The 23,047-nt window shown below is 73.0% G+C and carries 18 protein-coding genes and 2 tRNA genes; 10 read left to right on the top strand and 10 right to left on the bottom strand.

What is annotated here, in order from left to right:
- The first annotated feature begins 3 nt into the window (after positions 1 to 3).
- From ACIQF6_RS27730 to ACIQF6_RS27710, 5 genes are all read left to right on the top strand, one after another.
- The gene (locus ACIQF6_RS27730) at positions 4 to 1,401 is read left to right on the top strand and encodes an AAA family ATPase (protein ID WP_400899685.1); all 1,398 of its coding nucleotides are present in this window, start codon (positions 4 to 6) and stop codon (positions 1,399 to 1,401) included.
- 139 nt (positions 1,402 to 1,540) lie between these two features.
- A complete protein-coding gene (locus ACIQF6_RS27725) occupies positions 1,541 to 1,948 on the top strand; it encodes a hypothetical protein (RefSeq protein ID WP_400899683.1) in 408 nt (135 codons plus the stop codon).
- 116 nt (positions 1,949 to 2,064) lie between these two features.
- On the top strand, positions 2,065 to 2,610 hold the full coding sequence (locus ACIQF6_RS27720) for a bifunctional DNA primase/polymerase (RefSeq protein ID WP_400899681.1): 546 nt from the start codon (positions 2,065 to 2,067) through the stop codon (positions 2,608 to 2,610).
- Between the two features lie 87 nt (positions 2,611 to 2,697).
- A tRNA-Lys gene (locus tag ACIQF6_RS27715) sits at positions 2,698 to 2,771 on the top strand.
- A gap of 124 nt (positions 2,772 to 2,895) precedes the next feature.
- Complete coding sequence (locus ACIQF6_RS27710; RefSeq protein ID WP_400899679.1) at positions 2,896 to 3,147, top strand: hypothetical protein; 252 nt, start codon at positions 2,896 to 2,898, stop codon at positions 3,145 to 3,147.
- A 9-nt stretch (positions 3,148 to 3,156) separates the two neighbouring features.
- Here ACIQF6_RS27710 and ACIQF6_RS27705 read toward each other — a convergent pair whose 3' ends face one another.
- Genes ACIQF6_RS27705 through ACIQF6_RS27695 form a run of 3 tightly spaced genes read right to left on the bottom strand, consistent with a single transcriptional unit; the run spans position 3,157 to position 5,989 of the window.
- On the bottom strand, positions 3,157 to 3,774 hold the full coding sequence (locus tag ACIQF6_RS27705) for a lactate utilization protein C (RefSeq protein WP_400899677.1): 618 nt from the start codon (positions 3,772 to 3,774) through the stop codon (positions 3,157 to 3,159).
- Positions 3,771 to 5,204 (bottom strand): LutB/LldF family L-lactate oxidation iron-sulfur protein, encoded by a 1,434-nt coding sequence (locus ACIQF6_RS27700; protein ID WP_400899675.1) that lies wholly within the window; start codon positions 5,202 to 5,204, stop codon positions 3,771 to 3,773. Before ACIQF6_RS27700 ends, ACIQF6_RS27705 begins: the two co-directional genes overlap by 4 nt.
- Complete coding sequence (locus tag ACIQF6_RS27695; protein ID WP_400899673.1) at positions 5,201 to 5,989, bottom strand: (Fe-S)-binding protein; 789 nt, start codon at positions 5,987 to 5,989, stop codon at positions 5,201 to 5,203. Before ACIQF6_RS27695 ends, ACIQF6_RS27700 begins: the two co-directional genes overlap by 4 nt.
- 56 nt (positions 5,990 to 6,045) lie before the next feature.
- Here ACIQF6_RS27695 and ACIQF6_RS27690 point away from each other — a divergent pair, with 56 nt between their 5' ends.
- Positions 6,046 to 6,684 carry a GntR family transcriptional regulator gene (locus ACIQF6_RS27690; RefSeq protein ID WP_400899671.1) on the top strand — a complete coding sequence of 213 codons (639 nt, stop codon included), beginning with the start codon at positions 6,046 to 6,048 and terminating at the stop codon, positions 6,682 to 6,684.
- Positions 6,685 to 6,740: 56 nt separating this feature from the next.
- On the opposite strand, the gene pgi is transcribed toward ACIQF6_RS27690, so the two are convergent.
- A complete protein-coding gene (gene pgi, locus ACIQF6_RS27685) occupies positions 6,741 to 8,405 on the bottom strand; it encodes a glucose-6-phosphate isomerase (RefSeq protein WP_400899669.1) in 1,665 nt (554 codons plus the stop codon).
- Positions 8,406 to 8,587: 182 nt separating this feature from the next.
- Positions 8,588 to 10,168, bottom strand: coding sequence for a Na+/H+ antiporter (locus ACIQF6_RS27680; protein ID WP_400899667.1), 1,581 nt, complete (start codon positions 10,166 to 10,168; stop codon positions 8,588 to 8,590).
- Positions 10,169 to 10,279: 111 nt separating this feature from the next.
- Between ACIQF6_RS27680 and ACIQF6_RS27675 the strand changes: the two genes are divergently transcribed.
- Positions 10,280 to 10,353: transfer RNA gene (locus ACIQF6_RS27675), tRNA-Lys, on the top strand.
- 53 nt (positions 10,354 to 10,406) lie between these two features.
- Here the strand turns inward: ACIQF6_RS27675 and ACIQF6_RS27670 are convergent.
- From ACIQF6_RS27670 to ACIQF6_RS27660, 3 genes are all read right to left on the bottom strand, one after another.
- Entirely contained in the window at positions 10,407 to 10,784 is a 378-nt protein-coding gene (locus ACIQF6_RS27670; protein WP_400899769.1) for a VOC family protein, read from the bottom strand.
- Positions 10,785 to 10,979: 195 nt separating this feature from the next.
- Entirely contained in the window at positions 10,980 to 12,653 is a 1,674-nt protein-coding gene (locus ACIQF6_RS27665; RefSeq protein ID WP_400899665.1) for a chitinase, read from the bottom strand.
- Positions 12,654 to 12,817: 164 nt separating this feature from the next.
- Positions 12,818 to 12,970 carry a hypothetical protein gene (locus ACIQF6_RS27660; RefSeq protein WP_400899663.1) on the bottom strand — a complete coding sequence of 51 codons (153 nt, stop codon included), beginning with the start codon at positions 12,968 to 12,970 and terminating at the stop codon, positions 12,818 to 12,820.
- A gap of 132 nt (positions 12,971 to 13,102) precedes the next feature.
- Here ACIQF6_RS27660 and ACIQF6_RS27655 point away from each other — a divergent pair, with 132 nt between their 5' ends.
- Complete coding sequence (locus ACIQF6_RS27655) at positions 13,103 to 16,327, top strand: S41 family peptidase (protein WP_400899661.1); 3,225 nt, start codon at positions 13,103 to 13,105, stop codon at positions 16,325 to 16,327.
- A 67-nt stretch (positions 16,328 to 16,394) separates the two neighbouring features.
- Here the strand turns inward: ACIQF6_RS27655 and ACIQF6_RS27650 are convergent, their stop codons facing one another.
- Positions 16,395 to 17,282 (bottom strand): LPXTG cell wall anchor domain-containing protein, encoded by an 888-nt coding sequence (locus ACIQF6_RS27650; protein ID WP_400899659.1) that lies wholly within the window; start codon positions 17,280 to 17,282, stop codon positions 16,395 to 16,397.
- Positions 17,283 to 17,510: 228 nt separating this feature from the next.
- Positions 17,511 to 17,723 carry a hypothetical protein gene (locus ACIQF6_RS27645; protein WP_400899657.1) on the bottom strand — a complete coding sequence of 71 codons (213 nt, stop codon included), beginning with the start codon at positions 17,721 to 17,723 and terminating at the stop codon, positions 17,511 to 17,513.
- Positions 17,724 to 18,068: 345 nt separating this feature from the next.
- Here ACIQF6_RS27645 and adhE point away from each other — a divergent pair, with 345 nt between their 5' ends.
- Both adhE and pflB read left to right on the top strand, forming a co-directional pair.
- On the top strand, positions 18,069 to 20,657 hold the full coding sequence (gene adhE, locus ACIQF6_RS27640) for a bifunctional acetaldehyde-CoA/alcohol dehydrogenase (protein WP_400899655.1): 2,589 nt from the start codon (positions 18,069 to 18,071) through the stop codon (positions 20,655 to 20,657).
- Positions 20,658 to 20,777: 120 nt separating this feature from the next.
- Positions 20,778 to 23,045, top strand: coding sequence for a formate C-acetyltransferase (gene pflB / locus ACIQF6_RS27635; RefSeq protein ID WP_400899653.1), 2,268 nt, complete (start codon positions 20,778 to 20,780; stop codon positions 23,043 to 23,045).
- Positions 23,046 to 23,047 lie beyond the last annotated feature (2 nt).

The following is a 23,047-nucleotide window of genomic DNA, read 5'->3' as shown; positions in this document are numbered from 1 at the left end:
CGGATGAGCTTCTCTGGAGACCTGGTGACCGACCCTCAGGATGCGCTGTCGACGGGCGCGTTGTCGCCGGGCGAGGCCGCGGACCGGGCCGTGGCGGGGATTCTGGACGCGGTGGTGCGGCCGCGGCCGGGCGCCCCGCGCGGGGTGGTGGTGGATTCCCCGCCGGGTGCGGGCAAGTCGACGCTGGTGGTGCGGGCGGCTCGGGAGCTGGTGGGTGCGGGCGAGCGGTTGATGATCGTCGCGCAGACCAACAGCCAGGTGGACGACCTGGTGGACCGGTTGGCGTCGAAGGCCCCGGAGATGTCGATCGGCCGGCTGCACGCGGGTGATTCCAAGCCCGCGCCGGAGGCGTTGCGGCATGCGAACGTCACCGCCAGGGACAAGGTCGCGGATCTGCTGGAGCAGGACGTGGTGATCTCCACGGCGGCGAAGTGGCAGTGGGTGAAGACCGAGCAGCCGTGGCGGCAGGCGATCGTGGACGAGGCGTACCAGATGCGTTCGGATGCGCTGCTGGCGGTGGCCCGGCTGTTCGAGCGGGCGCTGTTCGTGGGTGATCCGGGCCAGCTGGATCCGTTCACGGTGGTGGGCACCGACCAGTGGGCGGGCCTGTCGTACGACCCGTCGAGTTCGGCGGTGGTGACGCTGCTGGCGCACAATCCGGCGATCCGGCCGCACCGGCTGCCGGTGTCGTGGCGGCTGCCCGCTTCGGCGGCGCCGTTGATCTCCTCGGCGTTCTACCCGTACACGCCGTTCCGTTCGGGCACCGGCCCGGGCGAGCGGACGCTGCATCCGGGGGTGCGTGCGGACGGTTCGGCGGTGGACGCGGCGATCGACGAGGCGGCCGACAGCGGCTGGGCGCTGCTGGAGTTGCCGGCCCGGCACACGGTGCGCACCGACGCGCAGGCGGTGGCGGCGGTGGCGAGGACGGTGCTGCGGCTGCTGGAGCGGGAGCTGACGGCGGTCTCGGAGCAGGGTTCGGCGCCGTTGACGGCGGGCCGGGTGGCGGTGGGGACGGCGCACCGGGACCAGGCGGCGGCGGTGCGGGCGGAGCTGGCGCGGCTGGGGGTGCCGGTGGATCCGGCGCTGGGCGAGGCGGTGACGGTGGACACCGCGAACCGGCTGCAGGGCCGGGAGTACGACGTCACGGTGGTGCTGCATCCGCTGTCGGGGCGTCCGGACGCGACGGCGTTCCACCTGGAGACGGGCCGGCTGTGCGTGCTGGCGTCGCGGCACCGGCATGCGTGCATCGTGGTGGCGCGGGCGGGCATCGCGGAGTTGTTGGACGAGCATCCGGCGACGGAGCCGGTGCAGCTGGGGGTGGCGGTGAAGTTCCCGGACGGCTGGGAGGCGAACCACGCGGTGCTGGCCCGGCTGTCGGAGCACCGGGTGCGCCTGTCCTGATGCGCCCCGGCGCGCGGCGGGCGGCGCGCGCCGGTGGCGGGGAATAGCAACCGGGGGCGCACCGTTCCGCTACCTGCGGTCCGCGCGCGACAATGGACGACGGCCGTCTTCCCCTTCACCACCCCGGAGGTGCCCCGCCATGCCCGACTCGCACCCGCAGGCGTCCGACCAGAGCGGTACGCCGGTTCCGGCTGCCGTACCGGCCGTGCCGGGGCCTGGCGATCGGGGGCGTCGGATCCGCCCGGCCCAGTTGATATTCGAACCGGAGGGCAAGGAGCCCGAGCCGGAGCGCTTCTTCGACCTGGAGTCGATCGCCGATCCGGCCGAACTGCTGTCCCGCTCCACCGAGTTGGCGTTGGCGTTCCGCGCCGCGGCGGAGCGCGCCACGGACTTCCAGGCGATCGCCGCGGCCCAGCTCGCCGACCCGCGCCGCTTCGACGCGCTCTCGCCGGAGCAGATCGCCGAGCGCGCCGAGTGGACGCCCGACTACGCGCTGAAGATGGTCGAGTACGGCCGCACCCTGCAACGTCGCGGCCCGGAGGAGTGACCGCCCGGTAGTCCACTGGCATATGCGGCGGGCGATGGTACGCCCTCGCCTCCGCCGGTGTCCGCCGAACGCGGTTTTCGGCCCGACCCCGGGCGTGTCGGGGCCACGCTGGGCGGGTGGACATCTGGACCTATCAGGCCGTCGAGTACGTCAGCGTCGCCGGAGAGGCGTGGCTGGCCTCCGCCAGCGAGTACCCGAGCAGCATGCGCGCACTGTGGGAGGCCCGCCCGTGGGTGCCGGCCGTCCTGCCGTGCGGCCGGGTCTTCGACGTGATCAGCATGCCGGCGGTGTTCGGCCGCCGGGTGCTCGACGAACTGTGGGCGTCCGGCCCGGGCTGCGGCCCGGTGGCCGCCTTCCGCGGCCGTACCCTGCTGTTCGCCCAGCCGGGCACCGCGGCCCGGCTGCGCACCCTGCTGGCCTGGGAGGAGTGGGCCCGGGACGTCCCGCCGCTGCTCTGCCACGGCATCGGCGACGCGGTGACCGTCCCCCCGGTCCAGCGCGCGGCGGACTCCACCGACACCGCCGGCGGGCGCTGGATCGTCGCCCCCGACACCCGCGAGCCCTGGCTCCCGGGCGCCTCCGTCCTCGTCTGGGCCTGCGTCCGCGCCGCCCGCGCCCGCACCCCGCGCGAGTCGGGCGACCTGCTGCCGAACACCCGCTGAACCCCGGGCGCCCGACAGGCGGCACTCCGGCCGGAAACGGATTTGGGCTCCGGCCCCGGCCGCTGCTAAAGTCTTCCACGTCAGCAAGCGCCGCTAGCTCAGTTGGTTAGAGCAGCTGACTCTTAATCAGCGGGTCCGGGGTTCGAGTCCCTGGCGGCGCACAGACAGTCGAAGGCCCCTCGCGCAAGCGGGGGGCCTTCGCCGTTCCCGGGGCGTCCCGGGGCGTCCCGGCAGGCCCGCGCGGTCTCGATCGGATGTGCGTAAAGGACTGCTAATGTCCCGGTCATGGCGTCCGACGACCTGTATTCCGACTGGGCGGCCTGGCTCGACGCCGAGCTTGCCGAGGCCGAGGCGGCCGCGTTGCGCGCCCATCGGCGGGACGGGATCCAGCGGCGGTTGCGGCGGGTGTCCGTGTGGACGGGGGCGGTGACGCTGGCGGCCGGCCTGGGGTTCGGGCTGGTGTACACGGCGCAGCACGGTCCGGCGCCGCGCCCGGCGGGGCCGACGGCCTCGGTGGCGCCGACCCCGGAGGGCTGATCGCCCAGGTCAGGGCAGCAGGACCACGGACAGTCGGCGCGGTCCGTGGACGCCTCTGACCCGGATCATTTCGATGTCGGCGGTGGCGGACGGCCCGCTGATGAAGGTGAGCGGGCGCGCCGGGTCGAGGGCGGCGAGCGCGCCGGGCAGCGCGGAGTGCACCTGGGCGGCGCGGACCACGCAGACGTGCAGGTCGGGCAGCAGGGTGGCGGCGCGCCGGCCCTGGCCGGGTCCGCCGTCGAGGATCAGGGTGCCGGATTCGGCGACGGCGGCGGTACAGGCCGTCAGCACGGCGTCGGTGGCGTCGAGTCGGGCGGTGTCCAGCGGCGGCCGGTCGGGGCGGATGTCGCCGGTCCAGTCGGCGGTCCATGCGTCGGGCAGCCCGGCGGGCACCACCACGCTGCGTGCGCCGTCGAGGGCCCGGGCCACGGCGGCGCCGGCGTCGTCCGCGCGCAGCACGGCCGCCCCGTACTCGTTGAGCCGTTCGGCGAACAGGTCGAGCACGGCGGGGCGGTCGGCCCGGTCGAGGCCGGGGGCGTGCCGCAGGTACTGCCGGGGCGCGGCCGGGGCGGGCGGGACGGCGGCGGCGCGGATCCGGCGGAGGATCTCGGTGCGGGCGTCGGTCACTTGGTGTCTCCTTCGGTCCGCTTCCACCAGCTGCGGAAGGACTCCCGGGGGATGGCGGGGAGGGTACGGCTGTCGGTCCAGCCGCCGAGCGGGCCGGGCAGGCTGATCCGCCGGGGCAGCAGCAGCGGGCCGACCACGCCGATGCTCTTCACGGCGGCCTTCCAGGCGGCCTGATGCTCCATCACGCCGCCGACGGCGCCGAGCGCGGCGCGTTCGACGGGGTGTTTCCCGCCGTCGGCGACCTGGGCGCGCAGGTCGAGCAGCACGTCGGTGAAGCGGATCCGCACCGGGCAGACGTCGTTGCAGGCGCCGCACAGGGTGGAGGCGTACGGCAGGGAGGCGGTCTGCGGGTCGTCGAGGCCCTTGAGCAGCGGGTTGAGGATCGCGCCGATCGGCCCGGGGTAGACGGAGCCGTAGGCGTGGCCGCCGGTGCGCTCGTACACGGGGCAGATGTTCATGCAGGCGCCGCAGCGGATGCAGCGCAGGGCCTGACGGCCCGTCGGGTCGGCGAGGGCGCGGGTGCGGCCGTTGTCGACCAGGACGAGGTGGAAGGTCCCCGGGCCGTCGCCGTCCGTGGTGCCGGTCCAGGTGCTGGTGTAGGGGGCCATCCGTTCGCCGGTGGCGTTGCGGGCGAGCAGTTGCAGGAAGACTTCGAGGTCCTGCCAGCGGGGGACGGTCTTCTCGATGCCGACGACGGAGATCAGGGTGTCGGCGAGGGTGAGGCACATCCGGCCGTTGCCCTCGGATTCGACGACCACCAGGGTGCCGGTCTCGGCGACCAGGAAGTTGGCGCCGGAGACGGCGACCTTCGCGCCGAGGAACTTCTCCCGCAGGTGCAGCCGGGCCGCTTCGGCGAGTTCGGCGGGTTCGTCGGTGAGCCCTTCGGGTGCGGGGCGGCCGTGCCGGCCCATTTCGCGGACGAAGATGTCGCGGATCTCGCTGCGGTTGCGGTGCAGTGCGGGCACCACGACGTGCGAGGGCAGGTCGTCGCCGAGTTGGACGATGGTGGCGGCGAGGTCGGTCTCGCGGGCGTTGATGCCGGCGGCCTCGAGGGCGGCGTCGAGGCCGATCTCCTCGGTGAGCATCGACTTGACCTTGACGATCTCGCGTTCGCCGGTGGCCCGGACCAGGTCGGTGACGATCCGGTTGGCCTCGGCGGCGTCGCGGGCCCAGTGCACGGTACCGCCGGCCGCGGTGACCTTCTCCTCCACCTGGAGCAGGTACTCCTCCAGGTTGGCCAGCACCTGGTCCTTGATCCCGGCGGCGGCGTCGCGCAGTTCCTCCCAGTCGGGGCGTTCGGCGGCCAGGACCGCCCGCTTGCCGCGGATGGTGTGGGTGGCGCGGCGGACGTTCTCCCGCAGTTGCCGGTTGCCGACCTCGCGTTCGGCGGCCTCCGGGAACGCCGGCCAGCCCAGGAACGACCTCGTCATCGCGCACTCTCCACCACGGGGACGCCGGGCAGCGGCCCGTCCTGTTCGGTCCGGGCCAGGATCTCCACCAGGTGCAGGGTGCGCACCGGGTGGCCGTCCTTGGTGAGCCGGCCGCCGATGTTCATCAGGCAGGAGTTGTCGACGGCGGCCAGTACGGACGCGCCGGTCTCCAGCACGTGCCGGGCCTTGTCGCCGTTCATCGCGCCGGAGACGGCCGGGTTCTTCACCGAGAAGGTGCCGCCGAAGCCGCAGCACTCGTCCTGTGCGGGCAGTTCGACGAAGTCGATGCCCCGGACGGCGCGCAGCAGCCTGTAGGGCCGCTCCCCCAGTCCGGTGGCCCGCAGGCTGTGGCAGGTCGGGTGGTAGGTGACCCGGTGCGGGAAGTACGCGCCGACCTCGACGACGCCCAGCCGGTCGGTCAGGTACTCCGTCAGTTCGACCACCCGGGGCGCGAGTTCGGCGACGGCCCGGGCCAGCCCGGGGTCGTCCACCGCCGCCAGGGGGTAGGCCTCGGCGGGCATTCCGGCGCAGGACGCGGAGGGCACCACGATCTGCTCGTAGCCGCCGAAGGTGTCCACGAAGTGCCGCGCCAGTTTGGCGGTCTCCTTGCGGTAGCCGGTGTTGAAGTGCATCTGCCCGCAGCAGCTCTGGGCCGGCGGGAAGTCCACCTCGACGCCGAGGCGGCGCAGCAGGGTGACGGTGGCGCGGCCGGTGCCGGGGAACAGGGTGTCGTTCAGGCAGGTCACGAACAGGGCGGTGGATGGGTGGGGGTCGTTCGGAGGCATGTTGGCATCATAGATGCAAGCTTGGATGCAAGGCGGGATTGCGGCAGAATGGCGGCGTGACCGAAGCCGCCGCGCCCTCCGCCGCCGACCCGCAGTCCACCGCGGAGCGGGCCTACCAGCACGTCCGAACCCGGCTGCTCGACGGCTCCTGGCCGGGCGGCACGCTGCTCTCCGAGGGCGTGGTCGCGATCGAGCTGGGCCTGTCCCGCACCCCCGTCCGGGAGGCGTTCCTGCGCCTGCAGTCGGAGGGCTTCCTGCGCCTGTACCCGAAGCGCGGCGCGCAGGTCGTCCCGATCGCCCCGGGCGAGGCCCGGAACGTGCTGGCCGCCCGGGTGCTGTTCGAACGCGCCGCCGTCGACGCCCTGGCCGAGCGCGGCCCGGACGCGCTGACCGCCGCCGCGGCCGAGCTGCGCGCCGCCTGCGAGCACCGCGACCCGCACCCGGTGGAGGCCGGCCGGCACTTCCACCTGGCCCTGCTGCGGGCGGCCGGCAACCCGGTCCTGACCTCCCTGTACGAGACCCTGTGGGACCGTCAGATACGCATCTCCGCCGCCGCCACCGCGACTCCCGCGCACGCCGACGAGGACCACGCCGAACACCGGGCGCTCGCCGACGCCCTCGCCGTCCCCGACCCGGAGCTGGCCCGCGCGCTCATCTCGGCGCACGCGGACTCCCTGCTGGCGCGCATCAGCTGACGCGGGGGACGACGAAGGCCCCGGGGAACGCTCCCCGGGGCCTTCGTGCGAAGCGCCTACTTTCGGCCGCGCAGCTCCCGGTAGCGGCCGACCAGGGACGCGGTGGAGGCGTCCAGCGCCTCGGTGCCCTCGCCGGTCAGCAGCACCGGCTCGATCTTCTTGGCCAGCACCTTGCCGAGCTCGACGCCCCACTGGTCGAAGGAGTCGATGTTCCAGATCGCGCCCTGGACGAACACCTTGTGCTCGTAGAGGGCGATCAGCTGGCCGAGCACGTGCGGGGTGAGCTCGTCGGCCAGGATGGTGGTGGTCGGGTGGTTGCCGCGGAAGGTCTTGTGCGGAACCAGCTCGGCGGGCACGCCCTCGGCCGCGACCTCCTCGGCGGTCCTGCCGAACGCCAGTGCCTGGGTCTGCGCGAAGAAGTTGGCCATCAGCAGGTCGTGCTGGGCGACCAGGCCGGCCTGGAGGTCGTCGACCGGGCGGGCGAAGCCCAGGAAGTCGGCCGGGATGACCTTCGTCCCCTGGTGCAGCAGCTGGTAGTAGGCGTGCTGCCCGTTGGTGCCGGGGGTGCCCCACACCACGGGGCCGGTCTGCCAGTCGACGGGGCGGCCGTCGCGGTCCACCGACTTGCCGTTGGACTCCATGTCGAGCTGCTGGAGGTACGCGGTGAACTTCGACAGGTAGTGCGAGTACGGCAGCACCGCGTGCGCCTGGGCGTCGAAGAACGCGCCGTACCAGACCCCGAGCAGGCCCAGCAGCAGCGGGACGTTCTGCTCGGCGGGCGCGGTGCGGAAGTGCTCGTCGACCAGGTGGAAGCCGGCCAGCATCTCCTGGAAGCGCTCCGAGCCGATCGCGATCATCAGCGACAGGCCGATCGCCGAGTCGTACGAGTAGCGGCCGCCCACCCAGTCCCAGAACTCGAACATGTTGGCGGTGTCGATGCCGAAGTCGGCGACGCCCTGCGCGTTGGTGGACAGCGCCACGAAGTGCTTGGCGACGGCCTCCTCGCCCGCGCCGAGCTGCTCCAGCAGCCAGCTGCGGGCGGCGACCGCGTTGGTGACGGTCTCGATGGTGGTGAAGGTCTTCGAGGCGACGATGAACAGCGTCTCGGCGGCGTCCAGGTCGCGCACCGCCTCGTGCAGGTCCGCGCCGTCCACGTTGGAGACGAAACGGACCGTCAGGTCCCGGTCGGTGAAGGAGCGCAGCGCCTCGTAGGCCATCGCCGGGCCGAGGTCGGAGCCGCCGATGCCGATGTTGACGACGTTGCGGATCCGCTTGCCGGTGTGCCCGGTCCAGGCGCCGGAGCGCACCCGCTCGGAGAAGTCGGCCATCTTGTCCAGCACCGCGTGCACGGCGGGGACGACGTTCTCCCCGTCGACCTCGACGACCGCCTCCCGCGGGGCGCGCAGCGCGGTGTGCAGGACGGCCCGGTTCTCGGTGGTGTTGATCTTCTCGCCGCGGAACATGGCGTCCCGCAGCTCGGCGACGCCGGTGGCAGCGGCGAGCTCGCGCAGCAGGCCGAGGGTGCGGTCGGTGATCAAGTGCTTCGAGTAGTCGACGAAGAGGTCGCCGACCTGGAGGGTGTAGCGGCTGCCCCGGTCGGGGTCGGCGGCGAACAGCTCACGCAGGTGCCGGTCGCCGAGCTCGGCCCGGTGCTTGCCCAGCGCGGCCCATTGCGGAGTGCGGTCCAACGGGGTCCGGCCGTTGGCGGGGGTGTCCGACATCGCTTGCTCCTTGCGTCATGCGGGTGCCGATACCGGCAGGTCCGGCGGGCGGGTTGCGCTGGGCCGGCCGGTACGGTGCGTCAGCCTCATCCGTCGTCAGCTCTGCCCGGCCCAACCCTATTCCCTGCGGAGCGCCCGGCCGGGACATCCACTCGCTTGCACACCCGCCGGTCGACGGACCGTCACTTCCTGGCCGACTGGAGGTCGAGCGTCCGCAGCACGTGGTCCGCGATCTCGGGGTCGGCGCCGGCCTCGCCGCGGGCGATCAGCACCTCGCGGCGGGACGCGGCGATCATCTCCTGCTCGACCGCGAACGCCTGCCGCCACTTCTTGCCGCGGCGCTTCGCCTCCAGCGCCTCCTCCTCCTCGTACCGGTCCGGGCAGAGCCGGGCCAGCCGGTCGTGCTGGCGCTCGCGCAGCCGGTCGGTGATCTCCGGCGGCAGCTGGTCCTGCTCCTCCAGCTCGGTCAGCCGGTGCAGTCCGGCCTTGGCGGCCCGCCACCACAGGTCCCTGACGGCCTGCTCGTGGGCGTCGTGGCCGCTGTCCATGCCGAGCAGCTTCACCACGTACGGCAGCGTCAGGCCCTGCACCACCAGGGTGAACAGGACCACGCTGAAGGCGATGAAGATGATCTCGCTGCGGGCCGGGAAGTCCAGCCCGTTGTGCAGGGTCAGCGGAATGGCGAGGGCCAGCGCGACGGTGGCCACGCCGCGCATGCCGGACCACCACAGCACCACGGTCTCCCGCCAGCTGATCGGGGTGTCCTCGTCGCCGTGGCTGAGCCGTTTGGACAGCCAGGCGGCGGGCAGCAGCCACAGCAGTCGGACCACGACCACCACGGCGATCACGATCGCGGTGTCGCCGAGCATGGTGTGCCAGGTGTCCTTGACGTCCCGCAGGACGGTGGACAGCTCCAGGCCGATCAGGCCGAACGCGACGCCGGTGATCAGGGTCTCGACGATCTCCCAGAACGCGTTGCCGACCAGCCGGTACGACACCTCGTCGGCGTCGGTCGCCCGGTCCGCCAGGTACAGCGCGCAGACCACCACGGCGAGCACGCCCGAGCCGTGCGCCTCCTCCGCCAGGGCGTACGCGGCGAACGGCACCAGCAGGTTCAGCGCCACCTGCTGGGTCGGGTCCTCCAGCAGCCCGGCCAGCTTGGCGTTGGCCCAGCCCAGGCCGACGCCGACCACCACCGCGACCACCGCGGACAGCAGGAACCGCAGCACCGCGTGCCCCACCGAGAGGTCGCCGTCGACCACCGCCTCGATCGCCAGCGAGTACACGACGATCGCGGTGACGTCGTTGAACAGGCCCTCGCTCTCCAGCACCGCGACCAGCCGGCGCGGCAGCCCGACCTCGCCGGCCACCGCGACGGCGGCCACCGGGTCGGGCGGCGAGACCAGCGCGCCCAGCGCCACCGCGGCGGCGAGCGGCGCGGCCGGCACCAGCCAGGAGAACACGCCCGCGACGGCCGTGGTCGTGACGATCACCAGCGCGACCGCCAGCAGCAGGATCGACCGGATGTTGGCCTTGAAGTACCGCACCGAGGAACGCCGCGCGACCGCGAAGATCAGCGGCGGCAGCACCAGCGGGAGGATGAACTCCGGGTCGATCTCCACGTTGGGAATCTGCGGCACCACCGCGAACACCAGACCGACCATGGTCATCAGCACCGGTTGCGGGATCCGTGTCTTCCGCGCCAACGGCATCGTCACCACTGAGGCGAGCAGCACCAGAAAAAGCAGTGACAGCTGGCCCACGATGGTTCCTCTCGACGGAAGCGGATGGCCCGGTTCAGCATACGTTCCCGCCCCAACCGGACCGATTGTGTGTTTCCGGCGCTGACCAGGTAGTGTTCTCTCCGTCAGCAAGCGCCGCTAGCTCAGTTGGTTAGAGCAGCTGACTCTTAATCAGCGGGTCCGGGGTTCGAGTCCCTGGCGGCGCACAGACGGCACGAAGGCCCCTCACTCCGGTGAGGGGCCTTCTGCGTTGTTCCGCTCAGGCCGGACGCCGCTCATTGACGCACAGCACGTTGCCGTCCGGGTCCTTGAACCAGGCGGCCCGCATGCCGTCGACCTCCGCGACGCCGTTCAGGGTCTTCAGCCCCGGCTGGTCGTACTCCTCGAACACCACGCCACGACCGCGCAGTTCGATCATCTCGGTGTCCAGATCGGCGACCTTCCAACTGGCCAACGTGTGCCCGGCCCGGCCCCCGTAGGGCGTCTCGTACAGCGAGAACTCACAGCCCCCGGACCGGAACGTGACGTCCACTCCCTCCGCCACCAGCTCCAGCCCGAGCGTCCCGCCGTAGTACCCCTTCGCCCGCCCGAGGTCGGTCACCGGAATCACCGCACACAACGGCGCATCTCCCAGCATCACCACCACCTCCTCCCCTCAGGCTAGGCACCCGCCCCCACCCGGGCGACCGCCCGCGACCGCCGCCACCGCCTGCGGCGGGCCGGGGGAGGGAAGGACCGCAGGGGGTGCGGGGAGCCGCCGAGGCCCGCCGCGGGCGAACGGCCGGGGCCGGCTGCCGCATGCGGCAGCCGGCCTCTTCTCCCTGCGGAGCTGTCAGCCGAAGTAGCTGTGGAAGTTGTTCGAGAACTCGTTCTTGTTGTAGTTGTCCCAGTTGATCGACCAGGTCATCAGGCCGCGCAGGTTCGGCTGCTTGCCGGCCCGCGGGGTGTAGGAGCCGCAGCCGGTGCCCTTGGTGAGGCAGTCGAGGGCCTGGTTGACCACCGACGGGGCGACGTAGCCGTTGCCCGCGTAGGTGTTCGCGGGCATGCCGATCGCGACCTGGGAGGGCTTGAGCGCCGGGAACATGTTGGCGGTGTTGCCGGCCACCGGGAAGCCCGCGAGCAGCATGTCGGTCATCGCGATGTGGAAGTCCGCGCCGCCCATGTTGTGGTACTGGTTGTCGAGGCCCATGATCGACCCCGAGTTGTAGTCCTGGACGTGAAGCAGCGTCAGGTCGTCCCGCAGCGCGTAGATGACCGGCAGGAAGGCGCCGGCCCGCGGGTCCTGGCCGCCCCAGGGGCCCGAGCCGTAGTACTGGTAGCCGAGCTGGACGAAGAACGTCTCCGGCGCCATGGTCAGCTGGAAGTTCGCCCCGTACTTGGCCTTCAAGGTCTTCACGGCGGAGATCAGGTTGGTGATCACCGGCGTGGTCGGGTTCTTGAAGTCGTTGTCGCCGGTGTTCAGCGACAGCGAGTGCCCCTCGAAGTCGATGTCGAGACCGTCCAGGCCCCACTTGTCGATGATCGAGGAGACCGAGGAGACGAAGGCGTCCCGCGCGGCGGTGGTGGTGAGCTGCACTTCGCCGTTCTGGCCGCCGATCGACAGCAGCACCTTCTTGCCCTTGGCCTGCTTGGCGGCGATCGCCGTCTTGAAGTCGGCGTCGGACTCCACGCCCGGGCACTGGGCGACCGGGCAGCGGTTGAAGTGGATGTTGCCGGAGGTGATGGAGTCCGGCTCGCCGAAGGCCAGGTCGATGATGTCCCAGCTGTCCGGCACGTCCGACATCTTCATGTACCCGGCGCCGTTGGCGAAGCTCGCGTGCAGGTACCCGACCAGCGCGTGGCTCCCGGGCGGCGGCGGCGGAGTGCTCGCCGAGCTCGACGGACTGGCCGAAGCCGAAGCGGACGCCGACGTGGACGGAGACGCGGAGGCCGAGGCCGAGGCGGACGCGGAGACGGACGGAGACGGGGACGCGGGGACGGACGCGCTCGGCGAGGCCGGCGCGCCGGGCCCGTCGAGCGAGATGTCGTCCGCGTAGTAGGTGCCCTGCCCGTACCAGCCGTGGGTGAAGACGGTCGCCGAGGTCTGGGTGGCGGTCGTGGTGAAGCTGACGGCGAGCTTCTGGTAGGCGCCTCCGGTGCTGGGCGTCCAGGTCGAGGCGCCACCGTCGACGCCGAGGTAGACGTACGCGCCGTTGACGTACGCGCTGAGCGTGTACGTGGTGTTGGGGGCGACGGCGACGGTCTGGGTGCACTGGGCGGTGTCGGTGGCCGAGGCCGCGCCGGCCAGCGCGTAGGTGCCGGTGCGGGCGTGGCCGGTGACGACGCTGCCGGTGCTGCCGCTGCAGGTCCAGGGGTTCAGCGTGCCGGACTCGAAACCGCCGTTGACCAGGAATTCGCCGGCCGAGGCCGACCCGCTCAGACCGAAGCTGATCGCGACCGCGCCTGCGGCCGCCACCGCCCAGGCCGTTCCGGCGGCGAGCAGCCGCTTTCTTCCGGGAGTGCGCATGTGGGGATGCTCCTGCCTCTGTGTGGGGGACGCCCGTCTCCGCCCGCCGGACTGTGGGGGTTCCGGCCCGGGTCGTGCCGCCGCACCGGCACGCACCCTGGGAGTTGGACTAGACCACTGAACCGAACCCGGCCGGTCCCTGTCAATGCACCGGCGGCGGGCGTTCACTGACGGCCGGTCAGCTTCTCCCCCAGCTCGTCGAAGTCGGCGGCGACCACCCGCCGGCCGCCGTCGCCGATGAACAGCACCCGGGGCGGTTCGGTCCGGAAGTCCAGCGCGATCGGCAGGTCGGCGCCCAGGTCCCCGATCAGCCGCACCCGTTCCGGATCGACGCCGAGGCCCCGCCCGGATCCGCCGCAACCGCTCCGGTGCCTGCGCCGTGTGCTCCCCCGCTCCCGTCGCCCGGGCCGACCGCGTTTGCGGGCCCCGGCCGCCGATCGAACCATGGAGTGGTGCCCGGATATCTGCGTTTCCCCCATGTACGCGACGGTCTGCTCGCCTTCACCGCCGAGGACGACGTCTGGGTGGCGCCGCTCGGCGGGGACGGCGGGGTCGGGCGGGCCTGGCGGGTCAGTGCCGACCGGACCAGGGTGAGCCACCCCAGGCTCTCGCCGGACGGCGCCTCGCTGGCCTGGACGAGCTGGTTCGCGCTGACGCCGGAGGTGTTCACCGCCCCGGTGGCGGGCGGTTCGGCGACCCGGTTGACGTACTGGGGGAGCCAGGACACCCGGGTGCGCGGCTGGCTGCCGAACGGGGACGTGCTGGCGGTCAGCTCGTACCACGAGCCGTTCGCGCACTACACCTGGGCGTGGGAGCTGCCGCCGGACGGTTCGCCGGGGCGCCGGATGCCGTGGGGGCCGGTCGCGGACGCGCAGATGGGCTCCGGTCACACGGTGCTGCTGACCGATGCCGCTCCGCACGAGCCGGCGGCCTGGAAGCGCTACCGGGGCGGCGCGAAGGGGCGGCTGTGGGTGGACCACGACCTGCTGCTGCCGGACCTGCCGGGGCACCTGGCCGCGCCGATGCCGGTGGCGACCCCGGCGGGGACCAGGGTGGCGTTCCTGTCCGACCACGAGGGCGTCGGCAACGTGTACTCGGTCCGTCCGGACGGCACCGACCTGCGCCGGCACACCGACCACGCCACCTACTACGCGCGGGAGGCCGCCACCGACGGGACCAGGATCGTCTACCAGCACGCCGGCGACCTGTGGCTGCTGGACGGCCTGGACGCGCCGCAACCGCGCCGCCTGGAGGTGCCGCTCGGCGGGGCCCGGACCGGCCGTCGCCCGTACCAGGTGAGCGCGGCGAACAACGTCAAGGACCTGGCCTGCGACGCCACCGGCCGGGCCGGGGTGATCAATGTGCGCGGCTCGCTGTACTGGCTGACCCACCGGGAGGGCCCGGCCCGGGTGCTGGCCGACACGCCGGGGGTGCGCTGCCGGCTGCCGCTGGTGCTCGGCTGGGGCGGGCAGGCGGCCTGGGTGACCGACGCGGAGGGCGAGGACGCGATCGAGCTGGCGCCGCTGCCCGGCCGGGACGGTGCGACGGACCCGCAGGTCCCGCACCGGCTGATCGCGTCGGGCCGGATCGGCCGGGTCCAGGAGCTGTCCGCGTCCCCCGACGGCAACCGGCTCGCGGTGGCCTGCTCGGACGGCCGGCTGCTGCTGGTGGACACCGCCGAGGGCGGCGTCACCGAGGTCGCCGCGTCCCGGTTCGGGCCGGTCTCCAGCCCGGCGTTCTCCCCGGACTCGCAGTGGCTGACCTGGTCGCAGCCGGTCGCGGGCCGCTCGCTGCGGGCGGTCCGGCTGGCCCGGGTGGACCGGCCGGAGCGGGCGATCGACGTGACCGGCGGCCGGTTCGAGGACGAGCATCCGGTGTTCACCCGGGACGGCCGGTTCCTGGTGTTCCTGTCCTGGCGCGGCTTCGACCCGGTGCACGACGTGCACACCGGCGACCTGTCCTTTCCGCTCGGCTGCCGCCCGTACCTGGTGCCGCTGGCCGCCGACACCCCGTCGCCGTTCGCCTCCCCGGCGGAGGGCCGCCCGCCGGTCGGCCTGGACCCGGAGGAGGCCACCGGCGACGGCACCGTGCGGGTGGACGAGGAGGGGCTGAGCAAGCGCCTGGTGCCGTTCCCGGTGATCGCCTCCAAGTACTCGGCGACGGCGCCGGTGCGCGGCGGCGTGGTGTGGCTGCGCTGGCCGATCTCCGGCGCGCTCGGCCAGACCTTCGCCAACCCGGAGGACACCTCCGGCCGTCCGGCGCTGGAGTTCTTCGACCTGGCCCGGGGCCGCCGCAGCACGCTGGTCGAGCAGTTGGACGGCTTCGCGGTGTCCGCCGACGGCTCGGCGGTGTCGGTGTTCTCGGCCGGCTCGCTCAAGCTGTACCTGCTGTCCGCGCCCGGCGCGCCGCTCGCCGTCGACCTGCGCCGGATCACCCACACCGCACACCCGGCCGCCGAGTGGCGGCAGTCGTACTTCGAGGCGGCCCGGATCGTCGCCGACCAGTTCTGGGACGCCGGCATGTGCGGCCTCGACTGGCCCGAACTCACCGACCAGTACGCCCCGTTGCTGGACCGGGTGGCCTCCCCCGACGACTTCGCCGACCTGCTGCGCGAGCTGCTCGGCGAGCTCGGCACCTCGCACGCCTACGTCACCCCGTCCCGGCGCGGCGAGGGGCCCGCGCTCGCCCAGCTGCCGCTCGGCCTGCTCGGCGCCAACGCGCACCGCGACCCGGACGGCCGCTGGCTGGTCGACCGGATCCTGCCCGGCGAGTCCTCCGACCCCAAGGCCCGTGCGCCGCTCGCCGGTTACGGTCTGCGCGACGGCGACGAGCTGCTCGCCGTGGACGGCCGCCCGCCCGACCCGGTGCGCGGCCCCACGCCGCTGCTGGCCGGAACGGGCGGCACCACGGTGGAGCTGACGATCCGCCAGGGCGAGCGGCTGCGCCGGATCGCCGTCACCCCGCTCACCGACGAGCGGCCCATCCGCTACCAGGACTGGGTGGCCAAACGGCGGAGCCTGGTGCGGGAGTTCAGCAACGGCGTGTGCGGCTATCTGCACATCCCGGACCTCGGCGGCTCCGGCTGGGCCCAGTTCAACCGCGACCTCCGCTCCGAACTCGCCCACCCCGCCGTGGTGCTGGACGTCCGCGGGAACGCCGGCGGCAATGTCTCCGAGCTGGTCCTGGAGAAGCTCCGCCGCCGCGTCCTGGCCTGGGACTTCACCCGCGGCCGGCAGCCGGTCCGCTGGCCCCGGGACGCGCCGCGCGGCCCCGTGGTGGCGCTCGCCGACCATGCCACCAGCTCCGACGGCGACGTCATCATCGCCGCGATCAAGGCGCTCTCGCTCGGCCCGGTGGTCGGCACCCGCACCTGGGGCGGCGTGGTCGGCATGACCGGCCGGCACGCGCTCGGCGACGGCACCCAGATCTCCGTCCCGAAGACCGCCTCCTGGTTCACCGGCGGCGTCGGCTTCTCGATCGAGAACCGCGGCGTCGCCCCCGACATCGAGGTGGTCCGCACCCCGCGCGACTGGGCGCGCGGCGAGCACACCGACCTCGCCGCCGCCGTCACCCTCGCCCTCGACCTGCTCACCACCACCCCCGCCGCCGCGCCCCCGCCGCCCACCGCCGCCCGTCCGAACCTCCGCCGCCCGCCGCTGCCGCCACGGCCGTAGACCCGCGGCGCCCCCGGAACGCCGACGTGGCCGACCCCCGCCGGGGTCGGCCACGTCGGTGCGCCGGTCAGCCGTGGCGGCGGGACCGCCGACGGACGGTCAGGAGGATCGCGCCGCCCGCGGCGACCAGGGCGGCCGCGGTGGCGGCCAGGACGCCGGTGTTGCTGCCGGTGGAGGCGAGCTCCGGGGTGTCCGCGGTGGCGGACGCGGAGGGCGTGGCGGTCACCGGGGGCGCGGTGGTCGTGGTGGACGCGGAGGGCGCGGGGCTCGCCGGCGCGCCGGTGCCGGGCGCCGCGGTCGGGGTGGTCGACCCGCTGGGCTTCGGGCTCGCCGGGGCGGTCGGGGTCAACGCGGGCAGGTCGACGATGTTGCTCGTCGGGGTGGTGTCGCCGTCCGCCGCGGCGGCCGCGGAGATCATGTAGTACTTGACCTTCTCCGCGACCGAGGTCGACGTGGTGACCGTCAGCTCGACGGTGGACGTCTCGCCGTCCGCCAGCGGCCGGTCCAGCGCGCCCGAGGCGCCCCAGATCGCCGGGTCGCAGCCCAGCCGCGTGGGCAGTTCGACCGTCTTGCCGTCGTGCACCCAGGACACCGTGGTGTTGTCGGGGTTCATCACGCCGAGCTGGGTGAACACCACCGGCACCACCGTCACGTGCTGGTACGCGGCCCCGGTCCGGTTCGTCTCGGTGATCCGCACCCGCCAGGTCGCCTTGCCGTCCTTGACCTGCGGCTTCGGGTCGACGGTGGTCTTGAGCTGCACCGTCCCGTTGTGGGTCGCGCCTTCGACCGCCGTCTCGCCCGGCAGCTTGACCTCGCCGAAGGAGCACGGGATCAGCGGCCGGCTGTCCGCCCAGGCGGTGCCACCGGCCACGCCGGTGGCGGCGAGCATCAGCGCGGCGACGGCGGCGGCCTTCGTCACGGAAGCGGTGGACGGCACGGGCCGACGGGTGGTCATGGTGTACCCCTGGGGTTCGAGAGAGTGGACGCCGAGGCGTGGAGGTCGCGTCCGGCCGGCCGATTCCCCCCGGCCCGGTCCGTCGCGCAAGAGAGATCCTTCCGGTTCCACGTCCCTGGGACGTACACCTCCTGTCACCGGACTGTCACGGCGTCCGGGCCGCCCGTCGACGGCCCCGGACAGGCGAACGCCGGCACCCGCGGGGCGCCGGCGGTCCGCTGGTCGGGGTCAGCTCCAGGGGTCGCCCTCGGAGGTCATGTTCTCGGCGGCCTCGCGGTCCTCGCGGTCCTGCCGGACTCGGCGTTCGGCGTCGTCGCGGGCGCGTTCCGCACGGTCGCCGAAGGCGTCGGCGGCCTCGTCGTGGGCGAGCGCGGCCCGTTCGGCGGGGTCGGGGGCGGGCGGCTGGGCGGGGTGGTGGCGGAACCTGTCGAAGATGCCCATGTCTCCTCCTCGGGTGGGCGCCCCCCTGCTTCGGTGCCTCACTTGTCACGGTACGCCGCCGGGGATCGGTCACACGCACCCGTGCGGGCTCCGCCCACCCTCGCACCGGCCCCCGGGCGTCGCACCCGGACGGCCCCGGCTCACCCGCCCGGCCCAGACCGCAGCCGCGCCGGGGTCGGGACCGAACTGCCGTGCACAACAAGGGAGATGGTCGATGTTTTCGGGCGGATCGCAGGCCCCGGACGTGGCCGCCGCGCGCCCCGCCACCCGAGGCTGAGGGGGTCAACCGGTCCCGGCCGTGCCGCCGGGGCGCCCCGCAGCCGCACCCCGAGAGGTGAGCGCGCCATGTCCGGTCACACCGAGAGCTCCACCGAGGAAGCGGTCGACGCCCTGGTCCGGGGCGGGCGCCAGGCCCTGCAGGAGTACGCGGGTCTCACCCAGGAGCGGGTGGACCGGATCGTGCGGAAGGCCTCGCTGGCCGCGCTCGCCGCGCACACCCGGCTGGCGGCGTCGGCGGTCGAGGAGACCGGGCGCGGGGTGTTCGAGGACAAGGCGGTGAAGAACGTCTTCGCCTGCGAGCACGTCACGCACGCGACGGCCGGGATGCGGACGGTCGGGGTGATCGCCCGGGACGAGCTCGACGGGATCGTGGAGATCGCCGAGCCGGTGGGCGTGGTGGCCGCGCTGACCCCGGCGACCGACCCGACCTCCACCACGATCTTCAAGGCGCTGATCGCACTGAAGACCCGCAACCCGATCGTGTTCGCCTTCCACCCGTCGGCGCAGCGCTGCTCGGCGGAGGCGGCCCGGATCGTCCGGGACGCGGCGGTCGCGGCGGGCGCCCCGGCGCACTGCGTGCAGTGGATCGACCGGCCGTCGACGGCGGCGACCGAGGCGCTGATGCGGCACGAAGGGGTGGCGACGATCCTGGCCACCGGCGGCAACTCGACGGTGCGGGCGGCGTATTCGTGCGGGAAGCCGGCGCTGGGCGTGGGCGCGGGGAACGTTCCGGCGTACGTGGAGAAGAGCGCCGATCTGAAGTGCGCGGTGAACGACATCGTGCTGTCGCGGTCCTTCGACAACGGGATGATGTGCGCCGCCGAGCAGGCGGTGATCCTGGACGACGAGGTGTACGACGCGGCGCTGGCGGAGTTCCGGACGCTGCGGGCGCACCTGGCGGGCCCGGAGGAGAAGGCGCTGTTGGAGCGGTACCTGTTCGGCGGGGACGCCGAGCCGGCCGGGCAGTCGGCGCAGGCGGTCGCCCGGGCGGCGGGCTTCGAGGTGCCGGAGGACACCTCGGTGATCCTGGCGGAGGTCGCCGACGTGGGCGGGGCGGAGCCGCTGACCGGGCCGAAGCCCTGCCCGGTGCTGGCGGTCCTGCGGGCCGGGTCGCGCGCGCAGGGCGTCGGACTCGCGGCGCGGCTGGTGGAGTTCGACGGCCCGGGGCATTCGGCGGCGGTGCACACCGCGGACGCGGCATTCGCCGAGGAGTTCGGCGCCGGGGTGCGGGCCTGCCGGATCGTCTGGAACGCGCCGAGTTCGCAGGGCGGCATCGGCGACGTCTACCAGGCGTTCCTGCCGTCGCTGACGCCGGGTTGCGGCTCCCGGGGCCGCACGTCGGTGTCGGGGAACGCGTCGGCGCTGCACCTGGTCACCGTCAAGCGGATCGGGCGGCGCAGCACCAACATGCAGTGGTTCAAGGTCCCGCCGAAGATCTTCTTCGAGCGGGGCTCGCTGTCGTACCTGGCGGACATGCGCGGCGCCCGCCGGGTGGTGGTCGTGACCGACCGGACGATGGTGGAGATCGGCCACCTGGAGCGGGTCCGGGAGGTGCTGCGCCGGCGGTCGGAGCCGGTGGAGGTGCGGGTGGTGGATTTCGTCGAGCCGGACCCGAGCGTCGCGACGGTGGAGAAGGGCGCGGAGCTGATGCGCGGCTTCCGGCCGGACACCGTCGTGGCGCTGGGCGGCGGTGCGCCGATCGACGCGGCGAAGGTGATGTGGCTGATGTACGAGCACCCGGAGGTGGAGTTCGCGGACCTGAAGGAGAAGTTCTTCGACATCCGCCGGCGTGCCTTCGCCTTCCCCGACCTGGGCGAGCGGGCGAAGCTGGTGTGCGTGCCGACCACGTCGGGCACCGGCAGCGAAGTCACCCCGTTCGCGGTGGTGACCGACCCGGAGACCGGGCGGAGGTTCCCGCTGGCGGACTACGCGCTGACTCCGACGGTGGCGATCGTGGACCCGGCGCTCACCACGGACCTGCCGGCGGCGGTGACGGCGGACTCCGGTTTCGACGCGCTGACGCACTGCATCGAGACGTATGTGTCGGTGTACGCCAACGACTTCACCGACGGCCTGGCGCTGCAGGGCGTCCGGCTGGTCTTCGAGAACCTGGCGGCGGCGGTCCACGACGGCCCGAACGACCCGGTGGCGCGGGAGCGGATGCACAACGCCGGGACGATCGCGGGCATAGCGTTCGGTTCGGCGTTCCTGGGCGCGGTGCACGCGATGGCGCACACCCTGGGCGCGACCTTCCGGGTGGCGCACGGGCGGGCCAACGCGCTGCTGCTGCCGCACGTGATCCGCTGGAACGGCGGCGCGCCGGCCAGGGTGACGGGCTGGCCGAAGTACCGGAGCTACTCGGCGCCGGAGCGCTACCGGCAGATCGCCCGGACGCTGGGCCTGGCCGCCGACACTCCCGAGCAGGGCGTGGAGTCGCTGGCGCTGGCGGTGGAGGAGCTGCGCGAGCGGGTCGGCATGCCGCGTTCGTTCAAGGAGGCGGGGGTGGACGAGGCCGCGTTCCTGGCCGGGCTGGAGCGGCAGGCGATGAACGCGTACGAGGACCAGTGCGCGCCGGCCAATCCGCGGCTGCCGATGCTGCGGGACCTGCGGCGGCTGATGACGCAGGCGTACTACGGCGACGACCGGGCGGTGTGAGTGCGCGCGGCCTGCCGACTTCGAGGACGAAGGTCCCGCTGATCAGGACTTTTCGAGCCCATGTGCACATGTGAATCGTTTCACAATGGTGCCCGTAGGCGAGAGGCGGGAGGCGGGGCAATGACCACGCAGCATGCGGAGCGCACCCACGGCGGTGCCTGGGACGGCTTCAAGGGCGGCCTGTGGCGGGACGCCGTCGACGTCCGCGACTTCATCCAGCGGAACTACACCCCGTACGAGGGCGACGCCGCATTCCTGTCCGGTCCGACCGAACGGACCGCGGCGATCTGGCGGCGGATCACCGACCTGTTCCCCGCGGAGCGCGCCAAGGGCGTCCTGGACATCTCCTGGGACACGCCGTCCACCATCACCGCGCACGCCCCCGGGTACATCGACCGGGACAACGAGCTGATCGTCGGCCTGCAGACCGACGCCCCGCTGAAGCGGGCGATCATGCCGAACGGCGGCTGGCGGATGGTCGCCGGCGCGCTGGAGACGTACGGCTACCCGGTGGACCCGGAGCTGGCGGCCTTCTTCACCGTCCACCGCAAGACCCACAACGCGGGCGTGTTCGACGCCTACACCCCCGAGATCAGGGCCGCCCGCAAGGCCGGCGTCGTCACCGGCCTGCCGGACGCGTACGGGCGGGGCCGGATCATCGGCGACTACCGGCGGGTGGCGCTGTACGGCGTGGACCGGCTGATCGCCGCCAAGCGCGAGGAGAAGGCCGGCCTGGACGCCGCGCCGCGCGACCCCCGCGCGCTGGAGGACACCATCCGGGAGCGCGAGGAACTCTCCGAGCAGATCCGCGCCCTGGGGGAGCTCAAGGCGATGGCCGCGAGCTACGGCCACGACCTCTCCGGCCCGGCCGCCACCGCCCAACAGGCCGTCCAGTGGCTGTACTTCGCCTATCTGGCGGCCGTGAAGGAGCAGAACGGCGCGGCCATGTCGCTCGGCCGCACCTCGACCTTCCTGGACGTCTACCTGGAACGCGACCTGGCCGACGGCCGGCTGACGGAGCGCCAGGCCCAGGAGTTGATCGACGACTTCGTGATCAAGCTGCGGATCGTCCGCTTCCTGCGCACCCCCGAGTACGACGAGCTGTTCTCCGGGGACCCGACCTGGGTCACCGAGTCGATCGGCGGCATCGGCGCCGACGGCCGCCCGCTGGTCACCCGCACCTCGTTCCGCTACCTGCAGACCCTGTACAACCTGGGCCCGGCCCCCGAGCCCAACCTGACGGTGCTCTGGTCGCCGGAACTCCCCCGGGGCTTCAAGGAGTTCTGCGCGCAGGTGTCCGTCGACACCTCCAGCGTGCAGTACGAGTCGGACGAGCTGATGCGCCCGCGCTTCGGCGACGACACCGCGATCGCCTGCTGCGTCTCCGCGATGGAGGTCGGCAAGCAGATGCAGTTCTTCGGCGCCCGGGTCAACCTCGCCAAGACGCTGCTGTACGCGATCAACGGCGGACGGGACGAGATCACCGGCGAGCAGGTCGGCCCCGACACCGGCCCGATCACCTCCGAAGTCCTCGACCACGAGGAGGTGTCGGCCCGCTTCGACCGGCAGCTGGAGTGGCTGGCCGAGACGTACGTGCACGCGCTGAACGTCATCCACTACATGCACGACAAGTACGCGTACGAGCGCCTGGAGATGGCCCTGCACGACCGCGCCGTGCGGCGCACCATGGCCTGCGGCATCGCCGGCCTCGCGGTGGCGGCGGACTCGCTGTCGGCGATCAGGTACGCGACGGTGCGGCCGGTGCGCGACGCGTCCGGCCTGGCGGTCGACTACACCGTGGAGGGCGAGTACCCGGCGTACGGCAACAACGACGACCGGGTGGACCAGCTGGCGGTAGAGCTGGTCGAGGAGTTCATGCGCAAGGTCCGCAAGCACCCCACCTACCGGGGCGCCGAGCACACCCAGTCGGTGCTGACCATCACCTCGAACGTGGTCTACGGCAGGAAGACCGGCTCCACCCCCGACGGCCGCCGCTCCGGCGAACCGTTCTCCCCGGGCGCCAACCCGATGAACGGCCGCGACACCCACGGCTACGTGGCGAGCGCCATGTCGGTGGCGAAACTCCCCTACGACGCGGCCGAAGACGGCATCTCGCTGACCAACACCGTCACCCCCGACGCGCTGGGCCGCACCCGCGAGGAGCGGGTGCGCAACCTGGCGGGCGTCCTGGACGGGTACACGGCCGTCGGCGGGTTCCACATGAACGTCAACGTGCTGAACCGGGACACCCTGCTGGACGCCATGGCCCACCCCGAGAAGTACCCGCAGCTGACCATCCGGGTCAGCGGCTACGCGGTCAACTTCGTCCGGCTGACCAGGGAGCAGCAGCTGGACGTCGTCAACCGCACCTTCCACGGCTCGCTCTGAGC

It is taken from the genome of Kitasatospora sp. NPDC092948 (assembly GCF_044754805.1).
GTDB lineage: Bacteria > Actinomycetota > Actinomycetes > Streptomycetales > Streptomycetaceae > Kitasatospora.
The sequence above is the reverse complement of the archived record's forward strand: the minus strand, read 5'-3'. Positions and strand labels throughout refer to the sequence as shown.

Coding starts and splice junctions, on each gene's coding strand:
- ACIQF6_RS27730 (WP_400899685.1), top strand. CDS start 4: ATGAGCTTCTCTGGAGACCTGGTGACCGACCCTCAGGATGCGCTGTCG.
- ACIQF6_RS27725 (WP_400899683.1), top strand. CDS start 1,541: ATGCCCGACTCGCACCCGCAGGCGTCCGACCAGAGCGGTACGCCGGTT.
- ACIQF6_RS27710 (WP_400899679.1), top strand. CDS start 2,896: ATGGCGTCCGACGACCTGTATTCCGACTGGGCGGCCTGGCTCGACGCC.
- ACIQF6_RS27700 (WP_400899675.1), bottom strand. CDS start 5,204: ATGACGAGGTCGTTCCTGGGCTGGCCGGCGTTCCCGGAGGCCGCCGAA.
- ACIQF6_RS27695 (WP_400899673.1), bottom strand. CDS start 5,989: ATGCCTCCGAACGACCCCCACCCATCCACCGCCCTGTTCGTGACCTGC.
- pgi (WP_400899669.1), bottom strand. CDS start 8,405: ATGTCGGACACCCCCGCCAACGGCCGGACCCCGTTGGACCGCACTCCG.
- ACIQF6_RS27670 (WP_400899769.1), bottom strand. CDS start 10,784: ATGCTGGGAGATGCGCCGTTGTGTGCGGTGATTCCGGTGACCGACCTC.
- ACIQF6_RS27665 (WP_400899665.1), bottom strand. CDS start 12,653: ATGCGCACTCCCGGAAGAAAGCGGCTGCTCGCCGCCGGAACGGCCTGG.
- ACIQF6_RS27650 (WP_400899659.1), bottom strand. CDS start 17,282: ATGACCACCCGTCGGCCCGTGCCGTCCACCGCTTCCGTGACGAAGGCC.
- ACIQF6_RS27645 (WP_400899657.1), bottom strand. CDS start 17,723: ATGGGCATCTTCGACAGGTTCCGCCACCACCCCGCCCAGCCGCCCGCC.
- adhE (WP_400899655.1), top strand. CDS start 18,069: ATGTCCGGTCACACCGAGAGCTCCACCGAGGAAGCGGTCGACGCCCTG.
- pflB (WP_400899653.1), top strand. CDS start 20,778: ATGACCACGCAGCATGCGGAGCGCACCCACGGCGGTGCCTGGGACGGC.